This window comes from Pandoraea eparura (assembly GCF_902459725.1).
Classification (GTDB): Bacteria; Pseudomonadota; Gammaproteobacteria; order Burkholderiales; family Burkholderiaceae; genus Pandoraea; species Pandoraea eparura.
Genome location: NZ_CABPSH010000017.1, coordinates 1 through 26,547, shown reverse-complemented (window position 1 = coordinate 26,547; position 26,547 = coordinate 1). Strand labels below are relative to the sequence as shown.

Genomic DNA, 26,547 nt, shown 5'->3' with positions numbered 1-26,547 from the left:
GATTGACATGTCGGCGAGCGCACTCACAGCGTGCGACAACACATGCTATCAGTCCTGATACAACCTCGCCGTGCACACCGACGTCGCACTGGAAGGCGGGCTGAAAGGCGGGCTGAAAGGCGGCGGGAAAGGGGACGGTAACGAGGTCAGGACGGGGAGGTAGATCGTAGGAAGGGTCGATGCTGCGCGATGTTGCCACACGGCGGGCGCCCCTACGGCGGTGATATGCTTGCCCCACACGCTGTGCCCCGCGCACGCCGCACCGGATGCGCAACCCCAGCCACGCGAGTCGTCAGAGGAGCTGCCATGGGTACCCCCCGCCACATCCCCACGCCGACCGAGGCCGCCACTGTCGCACGCGCGTGGGTGAGCCACTTTGCCAAACCGACCGCCATCGGCATGACGCTCGCCTTCGTGGCCGGCTATATCGATGTCGTGGGCTTCATCGCGCTGTTCGGACTGTTCACCGCGCACGTGACCGGCAACTTCGTGATGATCGGCGTGCAGTTGGTCGCCAGCACCCATGTCGGTGTACTGGCGAAACTGCTGGCCCTGCCCGTGTTCGTCATTGTCGTCGCACTCGTGAAACTCGTGGTGCAGACCTTCTCGCGCACCGAGCGGCGGCCGCTTCGGCTGTTGCTCACCGTGCAAACGTTACTTCTGCTCGGCTTCATGATCGTCGGCCTGGCCGCCCAACCCATCGTCTCGGCCGATGCACCGCTGGCGATTCTGTCGGGCATGTTCGGCGTAGCCGCCCTCGCCATCCAGAATGCCGTGGGGCGTCTCGTCCTTGCCGACCTGGCCCCGACCACGATCATGACCGGCAATACCACGCAGATCGTGATCGACATCGTCGAGTTGGCGAGCGGCCATTGCAGCGACGACAACGCCGCCCGAACGCGTCTGCGCAAAATGATCCCCGCACTGGCGGCGTTTGCCGTCGGGGCCGTGTTCGGCGGCTTCGCGTATCACGGCGCGGGCTTCTGGTGTGTGCTGCTGCCGGTGGTGCTGCTCGTCGCGCTGGCACTCGCCAACGAGTGACCGGATGACGTCGGCGCGACGCGCTCGACGGCGCCCTCGACGCCGCCCTCGACTACGCAGCACAGTGGGCGTATCCGCGTTCCGGCCGGACGCGGTAAAATCGCACCTTTCGCCCATGCGTTTCGACGGGCGTCGCACCACCGCCCGTTCCTCCCCAAGCCCCGATCTCCGCCAGTGACTGCCACCCCCGCCGACCTTCATCCGACCGACAACGCCACCGATAGCGACGATGCCACCGATAGCGACGATGCCATCCACGATGCCCGGCTGTGGCGCGACGACGGGTGGACGGCCAAGGTCGTCAAGAACGAGGAAGACGACGGCTGGGCCGTCGCCATGTACAAGGACGGCGAATCGGAACCGGCGCTTGTCGGTCCCTGGACCATGGGGCGCGACAAGAAGAATCCGAAGCCGCTCGATGTAGGCGCGTTCCACACACTCGTGAAAACAGCTGCCGAAGTGCTGCGTCGTCACGAGCAGCAGTTGCGCGCCCAATTGCACAAGCGGGTGAGCGTCGATGGCCCGGACGGCGATATCGACATCACACTCGACATCGTGCCCGACGACTACGACCCGTATGCCATGCTGAGCGCCATCGACCGTTTCGGCGAAACGCTCGCGTCGGTCAAGGTGCCGCCCACGTTCAAGCTCTCGCGTCACAGCGCCCGCGCCTGGGTGGAGAACGACTTCGAACGCCCCCAGTAAGCGCTCGCTCGCGCGGGACTCGTTATTCTCACCGGGTTGGCGATTGGACAGACGTGCGATATCCCATTACGTGGGATACCGGGATAACGACCCGTCTGGCTAAGCCTTCCCGCGCTCCCTATGATGGGCTTCGCCGACGCAACGCTCACTTCGCGAGCGGGCACTCACACTGCGCTGCGTCGAGGCATCGTGAAGCTCACCGTCAGGAGACCTTATGAAACGCTTCCACATCGCACTCGCCGTGCGCGATCTCGACGAATCCATCCAGGACTATTCGGCCCGGCTCGGTCAGCCGCCAACGGCTGTCGTGCCGGGCGCGTACGCCATGTGGCGTACCGATCTGCTGAACTTCTCGATCAATCCATCGGCCTCACGCGCCGGGGAGTTGCGACACGTCGGCTTCGAAGACGACGCCGCCCCCGAGTACTCAAGCAGCACCGATTGCAACGGTCTGATGTGGGAAGCCTTTTCCGCGAAAGAGCAGGACGAACGCATAGTGAGCACTTACGGGGTAGCGGTGCGTCACGCGTAGTCCTCTGCCCTGCCGTCGGCGTTTTGCGGATAATGACGCGGTACGGTAGCGAACGCCAAGGAGGCAAGACCATGCATTACCTGCTCACTTACGACCTCGTCGACGATTATCTCGAACGGCGCGGCCAGTACCGCGACGCGCATCTGGCGCTCGCGTGGCAAGCGGCCGAGCGCGGTGAACTCGTGTTGGCAGGCGCGCTGGAGTCACCTGTCGACACGGCCGCCCTGCTCTTCGAAGGCGACTCGCCGGCCGCGGCGGAAGCCTTTGCCAACGCCGATCCCTACGTGATCCAGGGTCTGGTGAAGGCATGGCGCGTGCGGCCGTGGCGAACGGTGGTGGGGACGATGGCGAGCTCGCCGGTGCGTTGAGCGCAACGGCCGCGGCGTGGATCCGCGTGTGCATGTGCACCTGCGGGTACGGGTACAGGTGCGGGTGCTGCATCGCGTGCAGCGGATGCGGCAGACGGACGAACCCTCCGTCGCAGAAAAACAAAACGCGCTTGGCGATGAAGCCAAGCGCGTTTGTCGACAACCGATTGAACGTCGTGCTTTCGGAAAGCTCCGAGAATCACGCCGGTAAATCTGGCGTCCCCTAGGGGATTCGAACCCCTGTACTCACCGTGAAAGGGTGATGTCCTAGGCCTCTAGACGAAGGGGACCTAAAGTCTTCCGTTTTGGTGGAGGTAAGCGGGATCGAACCGCTGACCTCTTGCATGCCATGCAAGCGCTCTCCCAGCTGAGCTATACCCCCGTACGGCGAAGAAGTGAGACTATAGCGCGGTTTTTGAAAGTTGGGAAGCCCCCGCCTCAAAATATTTTGCGCGCACGGGACGTATCGGCGTCCATCCCGATCGGCCAATCCCTGCTCCCTGCTCCCTGCTCCCTGCTCCCTGCTCCCTGCTCCCTGCTCCCTGCTACCTGCTACCTGCTACCTGCTACCTGCTACCTGCTACCTGCTACCTGCTACCCTGCATCCCGGCATCCCTCTGCATCCCTCTGCATCCCTCTGCATCCCTCTGCATCCCTCTGCATCCCTCTGCCCCCCTCTGCACCCCTCTGCTTCCCGGCTCGCACTCACTGACTCAGCCCACGCGCCTCGATGGGCCACAGCGCCTCGACCCGCCCGTGCCGCACAGCAACGTATCGGTCGTAAAGATTGACCGTCGGATCGCAATGCCCCGGCACCAGCAGGATCGGCTCACCCAGCCAGGGGGCGCCGTCCTCGTCGGGCGAGGCCAGTTCGAGCACGCCGTGCTCGTCCGACGCCGTGCGGTAATACGGCTGGCCCGCCTGTTGCGACGACCAGAAGCGCGGCAGCCCGGAATCGGTCGCCACGCTCTTGAGTCCGGCATCGCACACGATGAGGCCCGCCCGCGCCGTGCTCATGACGGTCGATGCGAGAAACAGGCCGTGGCGAAAGCGCCAGTCGTCGCGCCATTCGAGGGAGCCGTAATGACCGTCGAGAAACACATACGAGCCGGGCTGAATTTCCGTATAGACACCGCTCTCGATGTCGAACTCGGCCGTGCCGGTGCCGCCGCCGGTCACCACCGGGCACGCGATGCCGCGCGCCGCCAGAAAGCGCACATAGGCCGCCGCGCGATCGGCCGCGAGCCGTGCCGTGTCACGGCGCGCGTCCCAGCCGTCGACGTGCTGCGCGCTGCCGTGATACGCCTGCAACCCACCGAAGCGCAGCCCTTCGTAATGATCGATTGCGTCGATCAGTTCGCCGACCGCGTCCGTCGAATCGACGCCGCAACGCCCCTGCCCCACGTCGACCTCGGGCAGCACCGCGATACGCACGCCAGCGCGCTGCGCCGCCTTGCCGAGCGGCGCCACCTGACGCACGTCATCGACACACACCGACAGCGAGACACGCGACGCCATCGCCACGGCCAGCGCCACACGTGCCTCGCCAACGAACTCGTTGCTGATGTGAATGCTGCCGATGCCCGCGTTGACGAACGGGATCGCCTCGGTGAGCTTCTGGCAGCAGATGCCCACGGCGCCTGCGGCCATCTGCGCCCGGGCAATCGTGACGCACTTGTGTGCCTTGGCGTGCGGGCGCACCGCCACCCCGCGCGCGGCCGCCGCGCTCGCCATGCGCATGACGTTCGCGTCGAAAGCGTCGAGATCGAGCACCAGGGAAGGCGTTGCCACCTGCGCGAGCGAGTCGCCCGGACACGCAACCGGCGGCACCGCAAGACGCCCGGAGGCAGCGTTCGAAGATGTCGAAACCGTATTATCCGAATCGGGCATCACAATCCTTTGAAGGCGTTGAACGGCATTGCAGAAAATCGGCACTCACGCAGGCAGCGCCCGCTCCAGCACGCGCGCCACATGCAGCGCCTGCGTGTTCGCCCCATCGTGGATCTGGTGCCGGCAACTGGTGCCGTCGGCGACCACAATGGCGTTTGCACCGCGCTGCCTGACGGCCGGCAACAGCGTCAACTCGGACATCGCGCGCGACGTGTCGTAGTGCTCGGCCTCGTAACCGAAACTGCCCGCCATGCCGCAGCATGACGATTCGATCGATGATACCTTCAGCCCCGGCACCCAACCAAGCACGGTCGTGACAGGAGACAATGCGTCGAACGCCTTCTGATGGCAGTGCCCATGTACCAGGGCTTCGCCCACGCCGTCGGGCAGCGCGCGCCAGGCCACTTCGAAGCGCCCTGCCGCTTGCTCGCGAACCAGAAATTCCTCAAACAAATACGCGTTGTCGGCCAACCGGCGAGCGGCATCGCCAAAGCCGTAGCCCAGCACTTCGTCGCGCAGCGACAGCAGGCACGAGGGCTCCAACCCCACGATCGGCACCCCTTGCTCGACAAACGGCATCAACGCGTCGAGCAAACGCTGCGCCTCCGCCTTCGCCTCATCCACAAGCCCCGCCGCGAGAAACGTGCGGCCGCAACACAACGGCCGCTCGCCCGGGCGCCGATTCACGTGAACGGTGTACCCGGCGACTTCGAGCACGCGCTTCGCAGCAAGCGCATTCTCCGGCTCCATGTAGTTGTTGAACGTATCGATGAACAGCAGCACCTGGCGGTGCCCGGCCGAATCCGGCGCGGGGGCGTCTGCCAGCGGCGCCTGCCGTTCCAGGAACGAGGCCTTGAGTGCCGGCAGCGAGCGCGCCTGCGCCAGGCCGAGCCAGCGCTTCGCCACATTGCTGCCCGGCAAACGCTGCGCCGCGTCGAGCAGGCCGCCCACCCGGCTGGCCCACGGGGCATAGCGCGGCAGATAGGCGATCAGCTTGTCTCTGAGCGACACACCATGGCGCTTGGCCCGCGCGTGACGCGCCTCGATCTTGAAGCGCGCCATGTCGATGCCCGTTGGGCAATCGCGCTTGCAGCCCTTGCATGACACACACAGGTCGAGCGCGGCCTTGACGTCGTCGCTCGCGAGCCCCGCCTCGCCCAGTTGTCCGGAGACAGCCAGACGCAACGTGTTCGCACGCCCACGCGTGACGTGCTGCTCGTCGCGCGTGACGCGATAGCTCGGACACATCGTGCCCGCATCGAACTTGCGGCAGTGCCCGTTGTTGTTGCACATCTCGACGGCCGACGCGAGTCCGTGCGTGGCGTCGGTGCCGGTGTCGGGCGCCGTCTGCTCGCCGGTCAGCGCGTTGCGCTGCACGTTCCACGCCGTCCAGTCGAGCGCGGGGACGATCGGTTGGGCCGCATAGCCCGGCGCGAAGCGAAACAACTCGCGCGTGTCCATCTTCGGTGGACGAACCATCTTGTCCGGGTTGAAGCGATTCTCCGGATCGAACAGTTGCTTGATCTCGCCGAACGCGGCATTCAAACGCGGACCGTATTGCCACGCCACCCACTCGCCGCGGCACAGCCCGTCGCCGTGCTCGCCCGAATAGGCGCCCTTGTATTCGCGCACGAGCGCCGCCGCCTCGTCGGCGATGGCGCGCATCTTCAACGCGCCGTCGCGACGCATGTCCAGTATCGGCCGCACGTGCAGCGTGCCCACGCTCGCGTGCGCATACCACGTGCCCTCGGTTCCATTGCGATGGAACACTTCGGTCAAGCGCCGCGTGTACTCGGCAAGGTGTTCGAGCGGCACCGCGCAATCTTCGATGAACGACACCGGCTTGCCGTCGCCCTTCATGCTCATCATGATGTTCAGGCCCGCCTTGCGCACTTCCCAGAGCGCTTTCTGCGGCCCCGCGTCGGGCATCTTCACCACGACGCCCGGCAACCCGAGGTCCGCCATGAGCGTGGCGAGATCGTCAAGCCTGGCGCGCAGCGCGCCGGCGTCGTCTCCCGCGAATTCCACCAGCAGAATGGCTTGCGGATCGCCGACGAGCGCCGTCTCGATCACGGGACGGAACGCCCGGTTGTCCATCGCCAGATCGATCATCGTGCGGTCGACCAGTTCCACCGCCACCGGCCCCAGCTTGACGATGTGCTGCGTGAGATCCATCGCCTGATAGAACGTCGGGAAGTTGACCACGCCCAACGTCTTGTGCACCGGCAGCGGCACGAGCTTGAGCGTGATCTGGCGGCTGTACGCCAGCGTGCCTTCCGAGCCGACCAGCAAATGCGACAGATTGGCCACCCCGTCGTCCGTATAGGCGCGCGGATTGAGGCAGTCGAACAGATCGAGGTTGTAACCCGCGACCCGCCGCAGCACGCGCGGCACACGTTCGCGCAGTTCGTCTCGCTCACGCATGGCAATGGCGTGCACGCCCGCGAGAATCGCCTGCGTGCGAGTGTCGGCGGGCGGCGTGTGCAGCGCGCCGAAGTGCAGTTGCGCGCCGTCGGGCAGCACCGCATCGATGGCCAGCACGTTGTGCACCATATTGCCGTATTCGAGCGAGCGCGAGCCGCAAGAGTTGTTACCCGTCATGCCCCCGAGGGTGCATTGCGCTGCCGTCGACACATCCACCGGAAACCACAAGCCGTGCGGCTTGAGCCACGCGTTCAGGTGATCGAGCACAATGCCCGGCTCGACGGTGACCGTGCGCGCTTCGGCATCGAACGCCACGACACGATTGAGCCACTTGCTGTTGTCGATGACAAGCGCCTCGCCGATGGTCTGGCCGCATTGACTCGTGCCCGCGCCGCGCGCGAGCACCGGCACGTGTTGGTCGCGCGCGATGTCGAGCGCACGGATCAGGTCGTCCTGATCGCGCGGCACCACCACGCCGATCGGGAAGATCTGGTAGATCGACGCATCGGTCGCATAGCGGCCACGGCTCGCGCGATCGAAGTGCACGTCACCGCGCAACTCGCGACGCAGACGGTCCTGCAACGGCGTGATGGCGACGCCGCCGCGCTGCATCGGCATGAGGGGCACCGGCTGGCTGATGAGGTTCGTAGGCGCATTCGCGCGGGTGTTCGATTGGGCGTTCATGACATTGCAGGCGTTGGGCTGGCCGGAGCAGGTACAAATCGGGTACGAGTCGGAGACAGATCCGGCACGAGTGAGGCATCAATCAAGCGGCAGCGAACCCGCCGGGCACGTGTGACGCGTGCCCGGCCAGTGGTTCTCGCGGGATGCCGCCCGCGTTGTCGGTGTCGCCCGCCTTGTTGCAAACGGCAAGCGTGACGACGATCCGACTGGCGGCACCCGGCGCACGTCAGGCGGGCTGACGGGTATTGCTCGCGGCGGCGGCGTCGCCGTCGAGTGCGAACTTGCTCTCGGGCTGCATGCGGAACGCCAGCACGACACCGACAGCCATGAGAATCATGCTGCCGAGGAACGGCAATTCCCAATTGCCCGTGCGATCGATGAGATACCCCGAGAGCACCGGCGAGAGGATCGCGGCCAATGCGGACCCGGTATTCATCATGCCGCTGGCTGTGCCCGCGTGTTCCGGTGCGATATCCATCGGAATCGACCACATCGGCCCGATCGTCATTTCGGCGAAGAAGAAGCCAAACGCCAGGCATGCCATCGACACATAGAGATGGTGCGTGAACAACATCGGCACGAGCGAGAGCAGCGTGAGCAACATGCAAATCGACACCATCCAGCTACGGGCGCGCTTCAGGCTGCCGGTGCGCTCGTAAAGTTTGTCGGTGACGATACCGCCCAGCGTATCGCCGATCACCCCGGCGAAAAACACGCTCGACGCAAACAGCGCAGACTTCTTGAGATTGAGGTCGTAGCTGTGCAGAAAGTATTGCGGAATCCACGACAGGAAGAGCCACAGCGTCCACCCATAGCAGAAATACACAATCGTGACCGGCATCATGCGCTTGAAGAGCGGGCCCCACGGCACCGACGCACGCTTGGTTTTCACGGCGGGCAACACGGCCAGTTCTTCCGTCGTGATGCGCGGATGGTCCTGCGGGCGCTCGGTAAACGTCAGTCCCCACACCGCCACCCAGACCAGGCTCACGATCCCGCACAGATAGAACGACTCACGCCAGCCGTGTGTCGCCATGATGAACACGACAACGGCCGGCGCCACCGCGTTGCCGATGCGTGACGCCGCGTGCGTGATGCCCTGCGCGAAGCCGCGCTTTTCCTTGGCGACCCAGCGCGACATGGCCGACGTGGCGGCCGGGAACGTGGCGCCCTCGCCAAGACCGAGCAGCAGACGCGCCAGCAGCAGCGTGACGAGACCGCCCGCCATGCCGGTGAGGATTGTGGCGACGGCCCACAAGGCACCGCACACGAGCAGCGTGCGTTTCGCGCCAAAGCGATCGCTCACCCAGCCGCCGATGATCTGAAACACCAGGTAGGGGTAGGCAAATGCCGAGAAGACCAGACCGATCTCGGTCTTGTTGAGGTTGAATTCCTTGCCGAAGCCGGCCGCAGCCGTACTGACGTTGACGCGATCGAGATAGGTGATGAAATACATGACGCATAGCATCACCAGCACGACCCTGGTCGCTCTGAAAAGCTTCATTGCATGTCTCCTGAAACAGCCTGTGAAGCGCGCCCGCAACATGCCGGCAGCGCATAAGGTGTTGCGGCGGCCAAGGCCCTTCTCTGGTGTGGCCCTGTGCCGTCTGAATGACAAGTCAAGCGTTCACTGCAAGGGGGCCGCCAAGCGCCGGCGACGCCCCTTTTGCTCTCGGGGACCGACGACGGGGCGTCAGGCGGCAACCTTGAGCGATGGGGTGTCCTGCGCCCGCGCGAGGTAATCCATGGCGGCCACCACCCCCGATCCGGCGAGTTTCACGCCGGAAATCTGCAGTCCCATTTCGCAGCCCGAGAGCGTGGCCATGAGCGTGAGGTCGTTGCAGTCGCCCAGATGGCCAATGCGGAACATCGTGCCGCGAATCTTGCCGAGCGCCTGCCCCAGCGACATGTCGAAGCGTTCGTAAATGCGCTTGCGCACCGCATCGGCGTCGACGCCTTGCGGCATGACCACGCCGGTGAGCACCGGGCTGTACACCGCCGGATCCTGGCACTGAATCTCGAGGCCCCACGCGCGTACCGCGCGACGCGTGGCCTCGGCCAGACGTTGGTGGCGCGCGAACACGTTGTCCAACCCTTCCTCGAAAATCATGTCGAGCGCTTCGGACAGGCCATACAACAGGTTCGTGTTCGGCGTGTACGGCCAGTAGCCGTGCTTGTTCGCTTCGATGATTTCCTGCCAGCCCCAGAAGGCGCGCGGCAGCTTCGCGTGGCGACTGGCCTCGAGCGCCTTGGCCGAGACCGCGTTGAAGCTGATGCCCGGCGGCAGCATCAGTCCCTTCTGCGAGCCCGAGACGGTGACGTCCACGCCCCATTCATCGTGACGGTAATCGGCCGAGGCCAGGCCCGAGATCGTGTCGACAAGCAACAGCGCAGGATGCCCGGCCGCGTCGATGGCACGACGCACGGCCGCGATATCCGACGTGACGCCCGTCGAGGTTTCGTTATGCACCACGCACACGGCCTTGATGCCATGCGCGGCGTCGGCACGCAGGCGCGCTTCGATCATGTCCGGCTGTACGCCGCGACGCCAGCCCTCGGTGCCCGGCAGACCGATGAACTCCGGCTTCAGGCCAAGGCTCTCGGCCATCTTTTTCCAGAGCGTGGAGAAATGCCCCGTCTCGAACATCAGCACCGCGTCGCCCGGCGAGAGTGTGTTCGACAGCGCGGCCTCCCACGCGCCGGTGCCCGACGCCGGGTAGATCACCACTGGCTGTTCGGTCTTGAAGATTTTCTTGATGTCGGCCAGCACCTTGCGACCGAGCGCGCCGAACTCCGGGCCGCGGTGATCGATCGTCGGGTAGCTCATGGCGCGCAAAATGCGGTCGGGCACCGGGCTGGGTCCCGGAATTTGCAGGAAGTGGCGGCCCGAGGGATGGAAATCAAGCTTCAACATGAACGTCGTTCTCCTCTTGAAAATTCGTTTTTGAATTTTGCATGCAAAATACTTTAGCAGAGCAGGAAAGTTTCGCAAGAGGTGGGAAGTACTTTCAATACAGTCGTTTACCCTAGAGTCACGAGCATGCCTCGCCATGCGTTACAATCGCACTGATAGGGTTTTACGGATTTTGAATGCAAAAATGGAAAACACGTCGACGATTGCCACGCCAGACATCCCGCGTGTGGAGCGCCTGCGTTTGCACGACACGGTTGTCGAGCATCTGCGCAAGCTCATCATTGAGGGGGTACTCTCGCCCGGCGTAAAACTCAACGAGCGCGAGTTGTGCGAAACGCTGGGCATCTCACGCACGCCGCTGCGCGAGGCCTTCAAAGTGCTGGCCGCCGAGGGGCTGATCGAGATCGCGCCGAATCGCGGGGCCAGTGTTGCCCGCATGACGGAGAAGGAAATCCGGGAGACGTTCGAACTGATGAGTGCGCTCGAAGCGTTTTCAGGGGAGTTGGCCGCCGAGCGGATGACGCCGGTCGAGCTGGCCGAAATCAAGGCGCTGCACTATGCGATGCTCGCGTGCCGCGCGCAGCAGGATCTGCCGGGCTATTACGCGCGCAATCAGGCGATTCACGATCGCATCAATGAAGCCGCGCGCAACGGGGCGTTGCGCCAGACGTACGTCGCGATCAACCGTCGGCTCATGGCACTGCGCTTTCGCTCGAACTTCCATGCGGACAAGTGGGATCGCGCGATCGACGAGCACGAGCAAATGATCGATGCCCTCGAAAAGCATGACGGCAAACGCCTCGGCGAGATCCTGCGCAAGCATTTGCTGGCCAAGCGCGATGCCGTACTGCAAATCCACGCCGAACCGGCGGACGGCGCGCCCCGCAACTGAGGTCGCGCGGCGGCCTGCCGCTCACCGTCCGCGCGCAGGCGCCGCCGTCGATTACAGTCGGCGCTCGGCCGCTTCGCGGGCGCGACGCGCCAACACCGCCGGCGATTCCAGCACTTCGCCTGCCAGACGTGCGACGAGTGCCGCGACATGGCGGCCGTACTGCTTGCCGGCAATCACGTCCGCCGGGTCGAGCGCGTAGGCGGCATCGACATCGGCCCCCGGCGCGGTGACGGCCGGAAAATGACCGGGATGACGTTGAATACCACGTTGGCCACGTTGGGTGCCGCTTGCGCGTGGCGCAATGTCTGCCTCGTCGGCATCGGCCCACGGCATGCCGTGCTGGGCGGCAAGCGCCGCAAAGAAGTCGAGCGTATCGCGCTTGTCGTCTTCCGAACGGTAGCTGAACGAAAAGCCGCCCGCCACTTTGTTGCGCCAGTCGTGCGTGCGCCACCTACCGGTCGTTGCGTCTGCAAACGCCTTGAACGGCGCGGCGATCCCCCCCTGGAAAGCGGGCGCCCCAAAGATGATGGCGTCGGCCGCAGCCAGGCGCATCAGCAGGGCGTCGTCGTGCCACTGTCCATCGATGAATTGATGCGGCTCGATGCTGAGCAATTGCGCGTGCGCGCCGGCGTCGTTGACTCCCTGGGCGACGGAATGCGCAATCATGGCGGTCGCGCCGCCTTGCGAGTAATAGACGATTGCGATATTGGACATGGTCTAGTGCTTCCCGAATGGATGTCCGCCCCATGGCACCGCCTGGATCGCGCTTCCCTACGCTTCCGCTGGCTTGTCTGGACATCGGTCAAGGCCAGATGATGCCAGTGAAAACCCTAAGGGAATAGCCGGCAGAATCGAACATGACTGTTCCGCCAACGATAACAATCGGACGGCGACGCCACGCTGTCAGCCAGTCATCGCGCACCTGACAGGACGCTGGCACGCCGCTGACGGCGGGCCAGGCCATAGGGCTCCCGGATCGAGCCGGGCCACCGACGCATCGCCTCGCGCGGGCTCTCCGCGCCCCCGAATCGGCGAGGGCCGCATGCAAACCCTCGCCGTCGTTACCCTCGGATTTGGGAAAACTCCGAAGGCAAAACGAACCGATGGATACGCAGTTGCAGGAAGTTCATCCGGAATCGGTCTGCAGCCGATCCGCGCACGACCCGGCGGGACGGCGAATGCTTCGGCCCTACCCGCTCGACGTTTCAGCGTCGCGCCGATGCGCCGAGCCGCACCGACAACTCTCAGCTCCACGCGCTCGACCTCTCAGCGTCGCGCCGATGCGCCCAGCCGCACCGACAACTCTCAGCCCCACGCGCTCGACCGCTCAGCGTCGCACCGATGCGCCCAGCCGCACCGACAACTGATCGGCCAGTTCGCGAATCTGACGCCCGAGGCGCTGGCCCGTTGCCAGGTCGATGTCATTCGTGACGAAACTGACGGCAAGTCCCGCGACGGCACGCTCGCCGCTCGCGTCGAACACTGGTGCGCCAAAACAGATCATGCCTTCGCGCATTTGCCCGTTGTCGATCGAGTAGCCATCACGACGCGCCTGCGCCATCTCTTCGGCCAACGCCGCATACGTCGGCACACTGGCGCGCGTGAGCGGCGCGGGCCACGCATCGGCGAGCAGATCTGCGGCCTCATCCCCCGGCAGCGTCGAGAGCATGGCCTTGCCGGTCGCCGTAAAAGGCGCGGGCAGGCGCATGCCGATGCGGAAGGTCACGCCGAGCGGCCGATTGCCGTTGTGGCAGGCAAGATAGATCACGTCGGTGCCATCGAGCACGGAAAGCGTCACCGTTTCTTGCGCGAACGCGGACGATGCCTCCCAGACCGACCGAAATTCTTCGGTGATATGGGTCTGCGACAGGAACGCATTCGCCCAGCCCATCACATACGAGCCCATCGTCATGCCGCCATTGGCGTGGCGCTTGACGAGACGGAGCTTGACCAGCGTGTCGCACAGGCCGTGCAACGTGCTCTTGGGCACGCCCGTCTCTCGCGCCAGATCGGCCAATGCGATGGGCTCGGAAGCCGCCGCGATCACATCGAGGATGTGCACGGCGCGCACCACGGCCGGGGCGGTGGTCTTGAGCGGTTCACCGTGGCGGGCGTCACGGGCGTAACGGGCGTAACGGGCGTCACGGGCGTCGGTGGCGGCGTGGTTGGCGTTGACGGGGAGGTCGAGTTTGCGCTTGGGCATGAATCGGAAATCGGCTTCAGAATGGTGGCGATGGATCGGGGCGAACTGCGCCGGCCGTCGGCAAGGGCAAGTCATGGAAATTCCATCTTCGGAAAACCCTGAGTTGCACCGGCAACATTCGATACGTAGAATGAGGTTCAATACATAGAATATCGTTCAATAGATGGAACGACAAGCGGTAAATCAAGGCAACACCGCTTGTGGTTCCCCCAACCGGAAATGCCGGCGAGCCCGGCCAACTGCCATGCAACTTAAAGACACCTCTCTCTTCAAGACACTCGCCTGGGTCGATGGCCAATGGATCGCCGCGGACAGCGGCAAGACGCTCGATGTGCGGGACCCGGCTACCGGTGACGTGCTGGCCAAAGTGCCGGACCTCGGCGCGGACGAAACGACGCGCGCCGTGGCGGCCGCCGAAGTGGCACAAAAGCCGTGGGCGGCGCGCACGGGTAAGGAACGTGCCGGGATTCTGCGTCGCTGGTTCGATCTGATGCTCGCCAACGCCGACGACCTGGCGTATCTGATGACGCGCGAGCAAGGCAAGCCGCTGGCAGAGGCACGCGGCGAGATCGCGTATGCGGCCAGCTTTATCGAGTGGTTTGCGGAAGAAGCCAAGCGTGTGGATGGCGATGTGCTCGCCACGCCGGCGTCGGACAAGCGTCTGGTCACGCTCAAGCAACCGGTCGGCGTGTGCGCGGCGATCACGCCGTGGAATTTCCCGGCAGCGATGATTACGCGGAAGGTGGCCCCGGCGCTGGCGGCGGGCTGCGCGATCGTGGTGAAGCCATCGGAACTGACGCCGCTCTCCGCCTTTGCGTTGGCCGAGTTGGCCCACCGCGCCGGGATTCCGGGTGGCGTGTTCCAGGTGGTGACGGGCGAGGCACGCGCGGTGGGCGGTGTGCTGACGTCGCATCCCGTGGTGCGCAAGCTGTCGTTCACGGGATCCACGGCGGTAGGCCGTCTGCTGATGGCGCAATGCGCACCGACGGTCAAGCGTATGTCGCTGGAGCTGGGCGGCAATGCGCCGTTCATCGTGTTCGACGATGCCGATGTCGATGCCGCCGTCGAAGGCGCACTCGCGGCGAAGTATCGCAATGGCGGGCAGACGTGTGTGTGCGCGAACCGCTTCTATATTCAGGACGGCATTTACGACGCCTTTGCCGAGAAATTCGCCAAGCGTGTCGCCGAGCTGAAGGTGGGTAACGGTCTGGACGACGGTGTGGTCATCGGCCCGCTGATCGAAGGCAAGGCGGTCGAGAAGGTGGTGGCGCTGGTGGACGACGCGAAGACGCACGGCGCTCGCGTGCTGGTGGGCGGCACGGCGCACGCGCTGGGCGGCACGTATTACACGCCGACGGTGATTGCCGACGCGACGTCGCAGATGCGCATGGCGCGTGAGGAGATCTTCGGCCCGGTCGCGCCGCTGTTCCGTTTCACGCACGACGCGGACGCTGTCGCCTTCGCGAACGACACGGAATTCGGACTCGCCGCTTATCTGTACACACGCGATATCGCACGGGCGTGGCGCACGGCGGAAGCGCTCGAGTACGGCATGGTGGGCCTGAACACTGGCCTGATCTCGAATGAGGTCGCGCCGTTCGGCGGCATCAAGCAGTCGGGGGTGGGCCGCGAAGGGTCGCACTATGGCATCGAGGAATACCTGGAGTTGAAGTACCTCTGTCTGCAAGTGTGATCGTCACGCGAGCTATCGCGCTCGCATCGTTCGATCTGGCGGGGCGCTCGACGGTGTTGGCCGTTTCGAGCGCGGCCGGAATGTCGCGTTTGGGGTGGTGATGGACTCACGAGGAAGTCGGTCATGAACGCTTTTCGTTTCCAGACGGTTCCGACCGTCGTGGTGGAATTTGGTGCGGCGCGTCGACTGGGCGCGCTATTGCGTGAGCAGTACCCGACGGGCCAGCGTGTGTGCGTGGTGACGGACGGCTTTCTGCACAAGAGCGGCTTGCTGGCCCCGGCGCTGGCAGATCTGGCCAGGCATGACTGGCAGGTGTCGGTGATCGACGATGTGATCGCCGACCCGCCCGAGCACGTGGTGCTGGAAGCGGCCCAACGCGCGCGTGCCGCCGATGCGCAGATCGTGCTGGGGTTGGGCGGCGGCTCGTCGATGGACGTGGCGAAGCTGCTCGCGGTGCTGCTGCCCGGTTCGCAGTCGCTCCAGGAGATGTATGGCATCAAGAAGGTGACGGGCACGCGCCTGCCGCTGGTGCAGATGCCGACGACGGCCGGCACAGGCTCGGAAGTGACGGCCGTGTCGATCGTGACGACCGGAGAGACGACAAAGATGGGCGTGGTGTCGCCGCAGCTCTTCGCTGATCTCGCGATTCTCGACGCGGAACTCACGCTCGGTCTGCCCCGCGCAGCGACGGCCGCGACAGGGATCGACGCGATGGTGCATGCGATCGAAGCCTATACGTCCGCCCATCTGAAGAATCCGATCTCGGATACGCTCGCCGTGAGAGCGCTGGAATTGCTCTCACGCAATTTGCTGAGCGCCTGTAACGACGGCAACCATCGCGCCGCTCGCGAAGCCATGCTGGTCGGCGCGATGTTCGCCGGCCAGGCGTTCGCCAATTCGCCGGTCGCCGCCGTACATGCCCTGGCCTACCCGATCGGCGGCATCTTTCATGTCGCGCACGGGCTCTCGAACGCTCTCGTGCTCTCTCACGTAATGCGCTTCAATGCCCCCGCCGCCAGCCAACATTACGCGGAACTGGCCGATGTGATTCTGCCCACCCAGGCCGCGGGCAGCGATGAGGCCAAGACCGACGCCCTCATCCGACACATCGAATCATTGATCGTCGAGACGGCCATCCCCCGCACGCTGCGCGAAGTCGGCGTGAAACAAACCGACCTCGCACGAATGGCCAGCGACGCGATGCTGCAAACCCGACTTCTCGTGAATAACCCGCGCGAAGTGACGCAGGCCGATGCTTTTGCTATTTATAGCGCGGCGTTTTGATCGGGGGCTGACACAAGGCTTCCGGTCGCTGATTGTGGTCGCTGATTGAGATCGCTGATGTGGCCACCTGCTTGGTACCCCCACAGTGCTTCCACGACGGACCGGGGCCCCTTTCCGCCTCTCAGACATAGACCCAACTCGCTGCAGAAAGGGGCCCCGGTCCGTCTCTTTCCCGAATTCCCGAACCCCCTCGCTGCCCCTCACCTCGTCGGCGCACTCGCCAACGTCGCCACCACCGTCTCCGCCAACTCGGCGGCATCCACCGCACTCACGTCCGAATCAGTCTGCAACGGCGTCGACCGACAACCCGGCGTGAGCCGAAGATACGGCGGCTCGGCCTTGGCAAACAAGGTGACGCTCGGCGTCGGCGTCGTGTGCGCCACATGCATCAACCCCCCATCGGCCCCCACGAACAACGCCGCATTCCCAATCACCCGCTTCGCATCGCGCAACGTCAGCTGCCCCACGAACGACTGCAACTTCAAATGCACGAACTTCGCCTGCATCAACGCGTTCGCCGCTTCGACACCGTTGCTCGACCCCAACAGCACCACGCCATCAGGCATCCCCGGCTGGTACGCAATGTCGTACGCCTGCAAGAATTCGCGCCAATGCGCATACGTGCGCCGCGGCTCGACGCCCCCCATCGCCAACACCAGGAATGACCCCGGCGACAATCGCCCCGCCATCGATTCGGGCAACGCTAACTCCTGCCTCAAGTACGGCTTCGCGCGCGCAAACAAATCGTCGCTCGCCAGGCCCAGCGAAAAGATGTCGTTGACCGCCGCCAGGCTGAATTGGGTCTGGTTGCGATCCGGCCCGTGGAAAAATCGGAACAGGCACGCAAATGGCAGCGTCGGGAAATACTTCCGCTTCAGTCGCAGCGTCGGATAATTGAACTCCTGCAATACGACGACATCGTAATCGCCCGGCTTCACACGGGTCGGGTCGTCGTAGACATGACGAAAGATGTCGTCGCCCTCGAACACGGCTTTCAACCCCGGCGTAATCAACAGATCGACCGGACCCTCGCGCCCTCGCAGCAACGCACGGCCCGACATGTCCATCACCGCATCCCCCACCGATGCCTTGCCCCCATAAATCCACAACACGCGCGCGTCCGGCGACACCCGACGCACCTCGCGGCTAGACTGCCCGCTCAACGCAAGACGCAAGCGGCGATGGAGGTATTTCTTGGCGACGTTAAGCGACGACGTCCGTTGAAGGAAGACCTCGGGTTCGTGGTACACCCAGGCATAGGGAATGCGGGTGCTCGGTTCGGTGAGAGCCCCCAGTCGGCGGGCTATGAAGCGCTGCAGTGGCATGATGGATTCGAAAGCAAGTCGGGCGCGGCACCGATCCACTTGCACGTGAACCGGGTTCACATTGTGGCGTCAGGCGGCGGCGTCAGAAGCTGGGGAGTATGCCACGTCTGCCCCCACTTGACGGCAACGTGGCGCTCCCCCGCCAGCCCCAACGGTCGCGCCCTGGACTCGCTCACACCACCTGAAAATGATGCGTTCCGTCGCGACGCAACTGGTCGACGAGCCCGTACTCCCAGTCGAGATACGCCTGCATCGCCTCGGCGGCATTGTCGGTGCCCTCGTACGGGCGACGATAGCGATCGTCGCGCGGGCTGGCCAGTCGGGTCGGGCCCGATTCGAGCGGCAGTCCGGCATGGATCCACGCCTGCGTCCCCCCATCGAGCACGAGGATCTCGGCATCGGTCAGGCGTCGCAAATCGTCCGCCGCAAAGCGCGCGAGCAAGCTGGAGCCGCAGGTGAGCACGTAACGCTGCACAGGACCGACCTCACGCAAGGCCTCGGACAAGCGCGCGCGAATGACGAACCATGCCCCCGGAATGTGACGCTTGACGTAGTTGACGCCCGAGGTGACGTCGAGCACCGCAACCTGGCCAGGCTCGGAATCGTCAAGCCAGCGCGCGAGCACGGCCGGCGAGACGGTCGCGACATCGGGCGCGCTCGGCGTATGCAACGGCCAGCCGCCCTGGGCAGTGCGCGCCTCGTCGCCATGCGGCTCGACGACGTAGACGGTCCAGCCCATCTGGGCAAGCCACGAGCCGGTCATATCGGCCCGCACGCCATCGTCGTCGGCGAGCACGATCCACGCGCCACGCACCGGCGCCTGATGGTCGGTCTCCTGCACGAGTTGTCCGCCCGGCGCATTGGCAAAGTCGGGCAAGTGCCCGGCGACGTAGTCTTCCGGCGTGCGCACATCGAAGCGGTAGACGGTGCGCCCCGGCGCGTTCAGTGAGGGCACGTCGTCCAGCGCGATACGGCGCACGCCCGCGCGATCGGCCACGGCACGGGCCCCCACACGTGCTGCGGCCAGCGTGGCGCCGCTCACCACGGCCGGAGGCCGGCGATCGGCCCCGCGCTCAAGGGTCTGACCAGCGAGCGTCCAGCCGATGGTGCCGTTGCGCAGCGCCGCCACCGGATTCGGCAGGCCGGCGTTGACGAGCGATTGCGTGCCAATGATGCTGCGCGTGCGTCCGGCGCAATTGACGATCACTCGGGTGGCCGGGTCGGGGGCAAGTTCGCGCACGCGCAGCACGAGTTCCGCGCCGGGTACGCTGGTCGAGCCGGGAATGTTCATGGTCTGGTATTCGTCGAAACGGCGCGCGTCGACAACGACCACGTCGGCGCGCGTATCGAGCAGTGCCTGGACTTCCTGCGCCGAGAGCGACGGCGTATGGCGCAGCCCTTCGACCCATTCGCCGAAGGCCTTGCTCGGCACGTTGACGTCGCGAAAAACTTCCCCACCGGCCGCGATCCACCCGTCGAGGCCGCCCGCAAGGGCATTGACGTCGGTATAACCGAGCTTGCGCAGCACGCGGGCAGCCCGCGGCGCCAGATCCTCGCCGCCATGTTCGCCATAGACGACGATGCGCGTGTCGCGTCGCGGTATGCGCGCCCAGGCGTCGATTTCGATGCGTGAGAGCGGGACGTTCGCCGCCCACAACGGGTGCGCCTGCGCAAACGGGTCTTCTTCGCGTACGTCGAGCAGAGCCATCTCTTCGCGGGCAAGCAGCGCGGCGCGCACGTCGGCAAAGCTCAGTTCGGGGAAGGTGGCATCGTCAGCGGCGGACGTCGGGGTAGCCGTCTGCGACGGCGCTTCGGTCGAGAAAGAGGACACGGCGGTTCCTTGGATGCGTCTAACGTCGATTCGATAGGTATGTCGGCGCGGCGCGCCTATATACGCGCGCCTGCGTGCAACCGAACCGCCATTGTGGCAGAACGCGCCCGCAGGCGTGGCGGGCGTGGCGGGCGACTGCGCCGTCCTTCGGCATGGGCCGCGCGGGCCTGAGTCACCTCAGGTACCTGACGTGCGGTGCGGCGCCTTATCCCGAGACTCCGGCCCTTGCGCATTGGCGTAACCGGAGACGAAGCTTTTGCGCTCGCCCGACTCGGTGAACACGCTGCGACGCACCGTACCGATGTTCGCGCCATACACGTGAATGCTTACCGACACCCGGTCCGCGAAGGCATTGCTCACGCGGTGAATGTCCCCCAGGCGCGGCGAGAGCGCCTCGACATCGCCCGGCGACAGACACACCGACTCGCCCGACATGACCGGCACGCTCTGCGCGTCGAGCCGATAGGGTTGTGAATGCTCGGCCCCGCGCAACATGCCGATCAGGCCCCACACGGTGTGATCGTGAATCGGCGTGACCTGCCCCGGCCCCCAGACGAAACTCACGACGCAGAAACGCTGCGCCGGATCGCAATGCAGCAGGAACTGCTGATAGTGCTCGGGATGCGGCGTCGCGAACGCGTCGGGCAGCCAGTCGTCACGCGCGACGAGTTGCGCCAGCAGACCCGCGCCGGCGTCGAGCAACGTCGACTCATCCGGCGCTTGCGCCAGCAGTCGCGAGAGCCCCTCGACGAACCTGCGCAACGGTTCGAGCGCTTTGTCGCCCAGATCGGGCAAATCGCCCGAGGCCGCGATACTCTCCAATCCTTGGTGCATACAAGCTCCCTGAGTTTGGCGCGCTCGCCGGCGAACCGAGAGACGCATGTGATAGCGTAACGCTTTGCATCCCTTCGTGCCCGCGCGCCTGCCGCGCCCGTCCCTTATGCTCGACTTCGACGCCGATGCGCTGATGCGCCTCGTCACCACGCCCATGCCGTTCGGCAAACACAAGGGCACGCGCATCGCCGATTTGCCAGGCAATTACCTGAGCTGGTTCGCTCGCGAGGGTTTCCCGCCGGGCGACATCGGTCGCCTGCTCGCCCTCATGCACGAGATCGATCACAACGCGCTGGGTGAGTTGCTGCGCCCGCTACGCGCGCAGGCGCAAACCACCCGTCCCCGGTAAGCCGAACGGCCGCCCACGCCTCTGCTTCACTGCTCAGGCCCGCGCGGTCCCTGCCAGCATCGGCGGCAGATGACGACGCACCCACTGCGTTTGCTGCTCGTGCGCATGCGCGAGTTGCAGCACCGCGAGATCGGCCTGCGCCGGCCCGATGATTTGCAGTCCCATCGGCAACCCGCGCGCATCGAACCCGACCGGCACGCTGATCGCCGGCAGCCCGGCCAGCGTCGGCCCGATCACGACTTCCATCCACCGGTGATAGGTGTCCATCGGCGTGCCGGCCACCGATGTCGGCCAATGCATTTGCGCATCAAACGGAAAGACCTGCGCCGACGGCAGCAGCAGGAAGTCGTAACGCTCGAACAAACGCGCGAGCGAGCGATACCACTCGCTGCGATCGACGCTCGCGCGATACACGTCGGCCGCCCGCAATGCATTCCCGCCCTCGACCTCCCACTGCGCCTCCGGCTTGAGCTTGTCGCGACGCGCAGGGTCGGCATACAGCTCGCCCAGCGACCCGTTCACGAGCCAGTGACGCAATGTGAGCCACGTCTGCCACAGCCGCGCCGGCGCAAAGTCGGGCGCGCACGCCTGCACTTCGCACCCCATGGCCGTGAAGTCCCGCAACGATGCCTCGCACAGGGCCATCACCCCGTCTTCCATCGGCAAATGGCCGCCATAGTCGCCCAGCCAGCCCAGCTTCAATCCCTTGACGTCACGTCGCAACGCGCTCGCGAACGGCACCGCACCATGATCCTGCACGAGAGAAAGCGGACTGCGCGCGTCGTAGCCCGCTTGCGTGGCGAGCAGTTGGGCGACATCGGCGACGGTGCGCCCCATCGGCCCCTCGGTACTCAGTTGCTGGACGAACAACTCCGGTGCCGGGCCATAGGGCACCCGGCCCTGCGACGGCCGCATGCCATACACGTTGCCGAACGCAGCCGGATTGCGCAGCGATCCCATCATGTCGCTGCCGTCCGCCACCGGCACCATGCGCAGCGCAAGCGCGCTGGCCGCGCCACCGCTGCTGCCCCCCGCACTGCGCGTCGGGTCGTAGGCATTGCCGGTGGTGCCGAAGACGGGGTTGTAGCTATGCGAGCCGAGTCCGAACTCGGAGACGTTGGTCTTGCCGATGAAAATGGCGCCCGCCGCGCGGATGCGCGCGACGCTGATGCTGTCCTGCGTTTCGGGCGCTGCCGACGTCAACGGTGAGCCCTTGCGCGTGGGAAATCCTGCGCATGCGGCGAAATCCTTCACGGCATGCGGCATGCCGTGCATCCAGCCCAGCCACTGGCCATCGGCCAACTGACGGTCGCGCTCGTCGGCCTGCGCGAGCAACGCGTCGGCGTCGCGCAGCGACACGATGGCGTTGACCGCCGGGTTGACCTGCGCGATGTGCGCGAGATAGGCCTGCATGACCTCGCGGCACGATACGCGGCGTGCGCGAATGGCGTCGGACAACGCCAGCGCGTCGAGCGCGACGATGTCGTTCAAGAGCGGGGCATGGGGGGGCGTGGTGTCGGCGGCGGCACGCGAATCGGCGGCCTGAATCGGCTGAGCGGGGTGGGCTGGCGCTGAGGCCATGTGTGTCTCCTTGGCGGAGGCGTCGTGCTGTGCGACGCCGTTGTCTGACACGCCATTGTCGGTCAAACCCGCCAAGGATGCCGAGGGAAAATTATCCCCCGCGGCGATGACAACCCGTTAGTTCACATCTTCAGTGATGACCACCGGGTCATCAATGCGCCAGCGGATCGAGACCAGTGGACTCGACTGCCTTCGCGACCGACGGCGCGGCCATATACGTCAGCAGTTTCTTCGCTGCTTCGGGATGCGGCGCATTCACCGGCACGCCACCCGCGAAGCGCGTGACCGATTGCAGCGACTCGGGAATCTTGCCCGCGAACGCGGCCCCCTTGACCGGTAGCAGCTCGCTGACCTGTTGCAGCCCAAGCGCGTACTCGCCGGCTGCGACCTTTTCCGCGACAGGCGTTTTCTGCACCATCACGCTCTTGCCCCGCATCTGGTCGGCGATGCCCAGCTTCTTGAAGAGTTCGCGCTCGACGTACACACCGCTGGCGCTGTCGGAATATGCGACCGACTTCGCGGCGAGCAGCGCGGCCTTGAGCTTGTCGGGGGTGCTGACGTCGGGCACCACGTCCCCCGCTTTCACGACGACGCCAATGCGCGAATCGGCCAGGTCAACGCGAGAATCCGCACGCACTTTGCCTGCCTTGATGAGGTCGTCGAGGGCATAGCCGACCATGATGACGGCATCGGCGGACTCGCCGCGCGCCAGCCGGTTGGGGATCGCCTCGGGTGCCTTGCCCATCGACGGCCCCCAGGCGGTGTCGACATGGTCGCCACTCGACGCCTCGAACTTGGGCAGCAGCAATTTGTAAGCGGCCGTGAAACCACCGGAGTTCATCACGTGCAGGTCTTGCGCGCTGGCCGCCGTAGCGCCGAGCAATGTCGTCAGGGCGATGCCTGCGCCGAGCGCGGCGAGCAGGTGTCGGGGTGCGCGCACGCGCGCCGGGAGGGCGATGGCTTTCATGAAAGTGTCTCTCTGAGTTTTGCTTTTGAGGAGGGATGCGCGTATGGCATCCGTTTTGGGGAAGCGTTGCCGGGCGCGCCCGCGAACGGGGACGCGCCTGCTGCATGGCTCAGCCAGCGGCGAGTTCGGTACGGGGGCGGCCCTGCCCGCCGGGACGGCGTCGATAGAGGGCCAGCGTCGCGCAAATCGCACACAGCGCGGCGAGACTCATCCAGTAGCCCGGCGCGGCCTTGTCGCCCGTGACGTGGATCAGATACGTCGACAACGCCGGCGTGAAGCCACCGAAGATCGCCGTCGCGAGGCTATACGCGAGCGAGAAGCCAGCCACGCGCACATCCGCCGGCATGACTTCGGTCAGCGCCGGAATCATGGCGCCGTTGTACATGCCGTACAGGAACGACAGCCACAGCAGCGAGATCAACATGCGCGTGAAGTTCGGAGCCTGCACGAGGAACGTGAGCACCGGATAGGCGGACACCAGCGTCAACCCCGCGAAGATCAACAACACCGGGCGACGGCCAATGCGGTCGGACAGCGTGCCGCCGATCGGCAGCCAGATGAAGTTCGACACGCCCACGCACAGCGTGACGAGTAGCGCATCGGCGCTCGACAGGTGCAGCACGCTCTTGCCGAAGGTCGGCGCGTAGACGGTAATCAGGTAGAACGCCGTCGTGGTGAGCGCCACGAGCATCGTACCGCCGATCACGGCGCCGGCGTTGGCAACCATCGAGCGAAATACTTCGCCCAAGGACGGATGACGCTTGCGCTGCTTGAATTCGTCGCTCTCCTGGAGCGAGCGTCGCAACGCAAAGATCACCGGCACGATCATGCAACCCACGAGGAACGGCAGACGCCAGCCCCATGCCGCGATCTGCTGCGCGGTAAGCGTGAGCGAAAGCGTGAAGCCGAGCGCCGCCGACACGACAATGGCGACCTGCTGGCTCGCCGACTGCCAGCTCGTGTAGAAGCCCTTGCGGCCCGGCGTGGCGATTTCCGCCAGATACACGGATACGCCGCCCAGCTCGGCACCGGCCGAGAAACCTTGCAGCAAGCGGCCGATCAGCACGAGCACCGGTGCCGCGAGACCAATGGTGGCGTACCCCGGCACGAAGGCGATGAGCACCGTACCGCTCGCCATGATCGCCAGTGTGGTGACCAAACCCTTGCGGCGGCCGACGTTATCGATATACGCGCCCAGCACGATCGCGCCAAGCGGTCGCATCAGGAAGCCCGCGCCAAAGACGGCGAAGGTCATCATGAGCGAAGCGAACTCGCTGGTCGCCGGAAAGAAGACGTGCGAGATATGGGTAGCGTAAAAGCCGAACAGGAAGAAATCGAACTGTTCGAGGAAGTTGCCGGCGGTGACGCGCACGACCGCGCCAGCTTTCGAGGGGCGACGCGAAACCGCGTCGTTGGGGCGCTGTGACATGCGCTGTCTCCGTGTTGCCGGCGGCCCGGGGGATCGGGCCGCCAATGAATCGTCGTAATGCGTCTCTGCCAAGGACATGTCGAATTGCCCAGGACGCTTTTAGACGCCGCCAATGGTGCGCCGAAACTTCCTCTCCTGTGAATTGCAAGTTTTGAAACGATTGATGCATACTTGCTATCAATCCATACACGCTAATGCACCTACCGATCGGTAACACGCCACCCTTTGCTTCCGTGATCCTCTGCGCTCCCTGATACCCGGGGGCGCTGGGTCGTTTGCATGACGCTCTCTCCCCAACGCCATGGCGATCAATTTCGATCTGAACGATTTGCAGGCTTTTCGCGCGGTGGCGGAACTGGCGAGTTTCCGCCGCGCGGCCGAGTCGATCCACATCTCGCAGCCCGCGCTCTCGCGCCGTATCGAAAAGCTCGAGGACGCGCTCGGGGTCAAGCTCTTCGAGCGCAGCACGCGACGCGTGTCGCTGACGACCGTCGGGCGCGCCTTCGCCCGCGACGCGCAACGGATTCTCGACGATCTGGACAATGCGCTGCTGGGCATTCGCGATGTGGCGTCGTCGAGCCTGGGGCACGTGACCATCGCCTGTGTGCCGTCCGCCGCGTATTACTTCATGCCGCAGGTGATCTCGCGCTACCACCAGGCGTTTCCGCGCATCCGCATCTCGGTGCTCGACGCGAGCGCCAACGAGGTGCTCGCGTCGGTGGCAAACGGTGACGCGGACTTCGGGCTGAATTTCATCGGCAGTCAGGAGGCCAACATCGAGTTCAAGCTGCTGTTGCAGGAGCGCTATGTGGCGGCCTGCCGGCGCGACCATCCGCTGGCGGGCAAGAAGCGAGTGACGTGGCGCGAGCTTTACGAGTACGACCACATCAGTGTCGGACGCGTCTCAGGCAATCGCCTGCTGCTCGACCAGGCGCTCACTTCGCTGCCCCAACGTCCGCCAAGTATCTGCGAGACGCAGCACGTCACGACGATGCTCGGTCTGGTCGAAGCGGGACTCGGGGTGGCGGCCGTACCGACGATGGCGATGCCAGGCGGCGATCATCCGTTGCTCACGAGCGTGCCGCTGGTCGACCCGGTGGTGACGCGGCGCATGGGCATGATTCGAAGCAAAGCGCGACCGCTCTCGCCGGCGGCGGCACAGTTGTATCGCTATGTGGCCGAGATGAAAGTACCGGCGCGGCGTCGCGCGAGCGGCGACGCGCGATAACCAAATCGCTCGGAATGCACGCTCGGAAACATTTTGTTACCCGTCTTACGCGACACGAAACATTGGCGTGTCGGCGGCATGGCGTCGTGTCTTTATACTTGCCACGCGTCAATCCGAATCGAAATCAAGACTCATGCTCAAGCGAATTTTCCCAATGGTGGCCATCGCCGCCCTGGCTGCAACGACTTCCGTGTCGGCTTCGGCCGGTGATATGAACAATGCCCTTGGCGGTGCGCTGGGCGGCGTCGCGGGCGCAGCCGTTGGCGGCGCGCTTGGCGGCAGCACGGGCGCCGTGGTTGGCGGTGCCGTTGGCGGTGGTGCCGGTGGCGCAGTGACGTCCAATCGTCGCGAGCGCACGGGCGCCATTATTGGC

At 65.1% G+C, this 26,547-nt stretch carries 21 protein-coding genes, 2 tRNA genes and 1 pseudogene; 10 read left to right on the top strand and 14 right to left on the bottom strand.

The window, feature by feature from the left end:
• Nucleotides 1–306 precede the first annotated feature (306 nt).
• From PEP31012_RS22095 to PEP31012_RS22080, 4 genes are all read left to right on the top strand, one after another.
• Nucleotides 307–1,041, top strand: coding sequence for a YoaK family protein (locus PEP31012_RS22095; RefSeq protein ID WP_150591411.1), 735 nt, complete (start codon nt 307–309; stop codon nt 1,039–1,041).
• Between the two features lie 174 nt (nt 1,042–1,215).
• Nucleotides 1,216–1,746, top strand: coding sequence for a hypothetical protein (locus PEP31012_RS22090; protein ID WP_150591410.1), 531 nt, complete (start codon nt 1,216–1,218; stop codon nt 1,744–1,746).
• A 214-nt stretch (nt 1,747–1,960) separates the two neighbouring features.
• Nucleotides 1,961–2,278: a VOC family protein gene (locus PEP31012_RS22085; RefSeq protein ID WP_150591409.1), complete on the top strand. Its 318-nt coding sequence runs from the start codon at nt 1,961–1,963 to the stop codon at nt 2,276–2,278.
• Nucleotides 2,279–2,349: 71 nt separating this feature from the next.
• Nucleotides 2,350–2,646, top strand: a complete 297-nt coding sequence (locus PEP31012_RS22080; protein ID WP_150591408.1) for a YciI-like protein — start codon at nt 2,350–2,352, stop codon at nt 2,644–2,646.
• Nucleotides 2,647–2,860: 214 nt separating this feature from the next.
• Here the strand turns inward: PEP31012_RS22080 and PEP31012_RS22075 are convergent.
• The 6 genes from PEP31012_RS22075 to PEP31012_RS22050 all read right to left on the bottom strand — a co-directional run bounded on the left by PEP31012_RS22075 (nt 2,861) and on the right by PEP31012_RS22050 (nt 10,558).
• Nucleotides 2,861–2,936: transfer RNA gene (locus tag PEP31012_RS22075), tRNA-Glu, on the bottom strand.
• Between the two features lie 16 nt (nt 2,937–2,952).
• Nucleotides 2,953–3,028: transfer RNA gene (locus PEP31012_RS22070), tRNA-Ala, on the bottom strand.
• A gap of 323 nt (nt 3,029–3,351) precedes the next feature.
• Complete coding sequence (locus tag PEP31012_RS22065) at nt 3,352–4,536, bottom strand: DSD1 family PLP-dependent enzyme (RefSeq protein WP_150591407.1); 1,185 nt, start codon at nt 4,534–4,536, stop codon at nt 3,352–3,354.
• Nucleotides 4,537–4,581: 45 nt separating this feature from the next.
• Complete coding sequence (locus PEP31012_RS22060) at nt 4,582–7,578, bottom strand: FAD-binding and (Fe-S)-binding domain-containing protein (RefSeq protein ID WP_246171431.1); 2,997 nt, start codon at nt 7,576–7,578, stop codon at nt 4,582–4,584.
• 292 nt (nt 7,579–7,870) lie between these two features.
• On the bottom strand, nt 7,871–9,148 hold the full coding sequence (locus tag PEP31012_RS22055; RefSeq protein WP_150591405.1) for an MFS transporter: 1,278 nt from the start codon (nt 9,146–9,148) through the stop codon (nt 7,871–7,873).
• Nucleotides 9,149–9,337: 189 nt separating this feature from the next.
• Nucleotides 9,338–10,558, bottom strand: coding sequence for a pyridoxal-phosphate-dependent aminotransferase family protein (locus tag PEP31012_RS22050; RefSeq protein ID WP_150591404.1), 1,221 nt, complete (start codon nt 10,556–10,558; stop codon nt 9,338–9,340).
• 184 nt (nt 10,559–10,742) lie between these two features.
• Here PEP31012_RS22050 and PEP31012_RS22045 point away from each other — a divergent pair, with 184 nt between their 5' ends.
• Complete coding sequence (locus PEP31012_RS22045; RefSeq protein ID WP_150591403.1) at nt 10,743–11,450, top strand: GntR family transcriptional regulator; 708 nt, start codon at nt 10,743–10,745, stop codon at nt 11,448–11,450.
• Between the two features lie 51 nt (nt 11,451–11,501).
• Here PEP31012_RS22045 and PEP31012_RS22040 read toward each other — a convergent pair whose 3' ends face one another.
• The gene (locus tag PEP31012_RS22040) at nt 11,502–12,164 is read right to left on the bottom strand and encodes a flavodoxin family protein (RefSeq protein ID WP_150591402.1); all 663 of its coding nucleotides are present in this window, start codon (nt 12,162–12,164) and stop codon (nt 11,502–11,504) included.
• Between the two features lie 613 nt (nt 12,165–12,777).
• Nucleotides 12,778–13,653 carry an IclR family transcriptional regulator gene (locus PEP31012_RS22035; protein ID WP_150591401.1) on the bottom strand — a complete coding sequence of 292 codons (876 nt, stop codon included), beginning with the start codon at nt 13,651–13,653 and terminating at the stop codon, nt 12,778–12,780.
• Between the two features lie 244 nt (nt 13,654–13,897).
• On the opposite strand from PEP31012_RS22035, the gene PEP31012_RS22030 reads away from it, so the two are divergent.
• Together PEP31012_RS22030 and PEP31012_RS22025 are read left to right on the top strand one after the other, a co-directional pair.
• On the top strand, nt 13,898–15,346 hold the full coding sequence (locus PEP31012_RS22030) for an NAD-dependent succinate-semialdehyde dehydrogenase (protein ID WP_150591400.1): 1,449 nt from the start codon (nt 13,898–13,900) through the stop codon (nt 15,344–15,346).
• Nucleotides 15,347–15,469: 123 nt separating this feature from the next.
• Nucleotides 15,470–16,630, top strand: a complete 1,161-nt coding sequence (locus PEP31012_RS22025; protein ID WP_150591399.1) for an iron-containing alcohol dehydrogenase — start codon at nt 15,470–15,472, stop codon at nt 16,628–16,630.
• 200 nt (nt 16,631–16,830) lie between these two features.
• Here the strand turns inward: PEP31012_RS22025 and PEP31012_RS22020 are convergent, their stop codons facing one another.
• The 3 genes from PEP31012_RS22020 to PEP31012_RS22010 form a co-directional block, all read right to left on the bottom strand.
• A complete protein-coding gene (locus tag PEP31012_RS22020) occupies nt 16,831–17,955 on the bottom strand; it encodes a glycosyltransferase family 9 protein (RefSeq protein WP_150591398.1) in 1,125 nt (374 codons plus the stop codon).
• Between the two features lie 172 nt (nt 17,956–18,127).
• On the bottom strand, nt 18,128–19,708 hold the full coding sequence (locus tag PEP31012_RS22015; RefSeq protein ID WP_246171430.1) for a rhodanese-related sulfurtransferase: 1,581 nt from the start codon (nt 19,706–19,708) through the stop codon (nt 18,128–18,130).
• Nucleotides 19,709–19,963: 255 nt separating this feature from the next.
• On the bottom strand, nt 19,964–20,620 hold the full coding sequence (locus PEP31012_RS22010; protein WP_150591397.1) for a cysteine dioxygenase family protein: 657 nt from the start codon (nt 20,618–20,620) through the stop codon (nt 19,964–19,966).
• A 106-nt stretch (nt 20,621–20,726) separates the two neighbouring features.
• On the opposite strand from PEP31012_RS22010, the gene PEP31012_RS22005 reads away from it, so the two are divergent.
• Nucleotides 20,727–20,969, top strand: coding sequence for a DUF3820 family protein (locus PEP31012_RS22005; RefSeq protein ID WP_150591396.1), 243 nt, complete (start codon nt 20,727–20,729; stop codon nt 20,967–20,969).
• A 33-nt stretch (nt 20,970–21,002) separates the two neighbouring features.
• Here PEP31012_RS22005 and PEP31012_RS22000 read toward each other — a convergent pair whose 3' ends face one another.
• From PEP31012_RS22000 to tcuC, 3 genes are all read right to left on the bottom strand, one after another.
• The gene (locus PEP31012_RS22000; RefSeq protein WP_246171426.1) at nt 21,003–22,550 is read right to left on the bottom strand and encodes an amidase; all 1,548 of its coding nucleotides are present in this window, start codon (nt 22,548–22,550) and stop codon (nt 21,003–21,005) included.
• A gap of 151 nt (nt 22,551–22,701) precedes the next feature.
• Nucleotides 22,702–23,517 carry a substrate-binding domain-containing protein gene (locus PEP31012_RS21995; RefSeq protein ID WP_246171425.1) on the bottom strand — a complete coding sequence of 272 codons (816 nt, stop codon included), beginning with the start codon at nt 23,515–23,517 and terminating at the stop codon, nt 22,702–22,704.
• A 109-nt stretch (nt 23,518–23,626) separates the two neighbouring features.
• Entirely contained in the window at nt 23,627–24,946 is a 1,320-nt protein-coding gene (tcuC, locus tag PEP31012_RS21990; RefSeq protein WP_150591395.1) for an MFS transporter, read from the bottom strand.
• A 301-nt stretch (nt 24,947–25,247) separates the two neighbouring features.
• Here tcuC and PEP31012_RS21985 point away from each other — a divergent pair, with 301 nt between their 5' ends.
• The gene (locus PEP31012_RS21985) at nt 25,248–26,174 is read left to right on the top strand and encodes a LysR family transcriptional regulator (protein WP_150591394.1); all 927 of its coding nucleotides are present in this window, start codon (nt 25,248–25,250) and stop codon (nt 26,172–26,174) included.
• A 133-nt stretch (nt 26,175–26,307) separates the two neighbouring features.
• Nucleotides 26,308–26,547: pseudogene (locus tag PEP31012_RS21980) on the top strand (hypothetical protein); the annotation flags it as partial.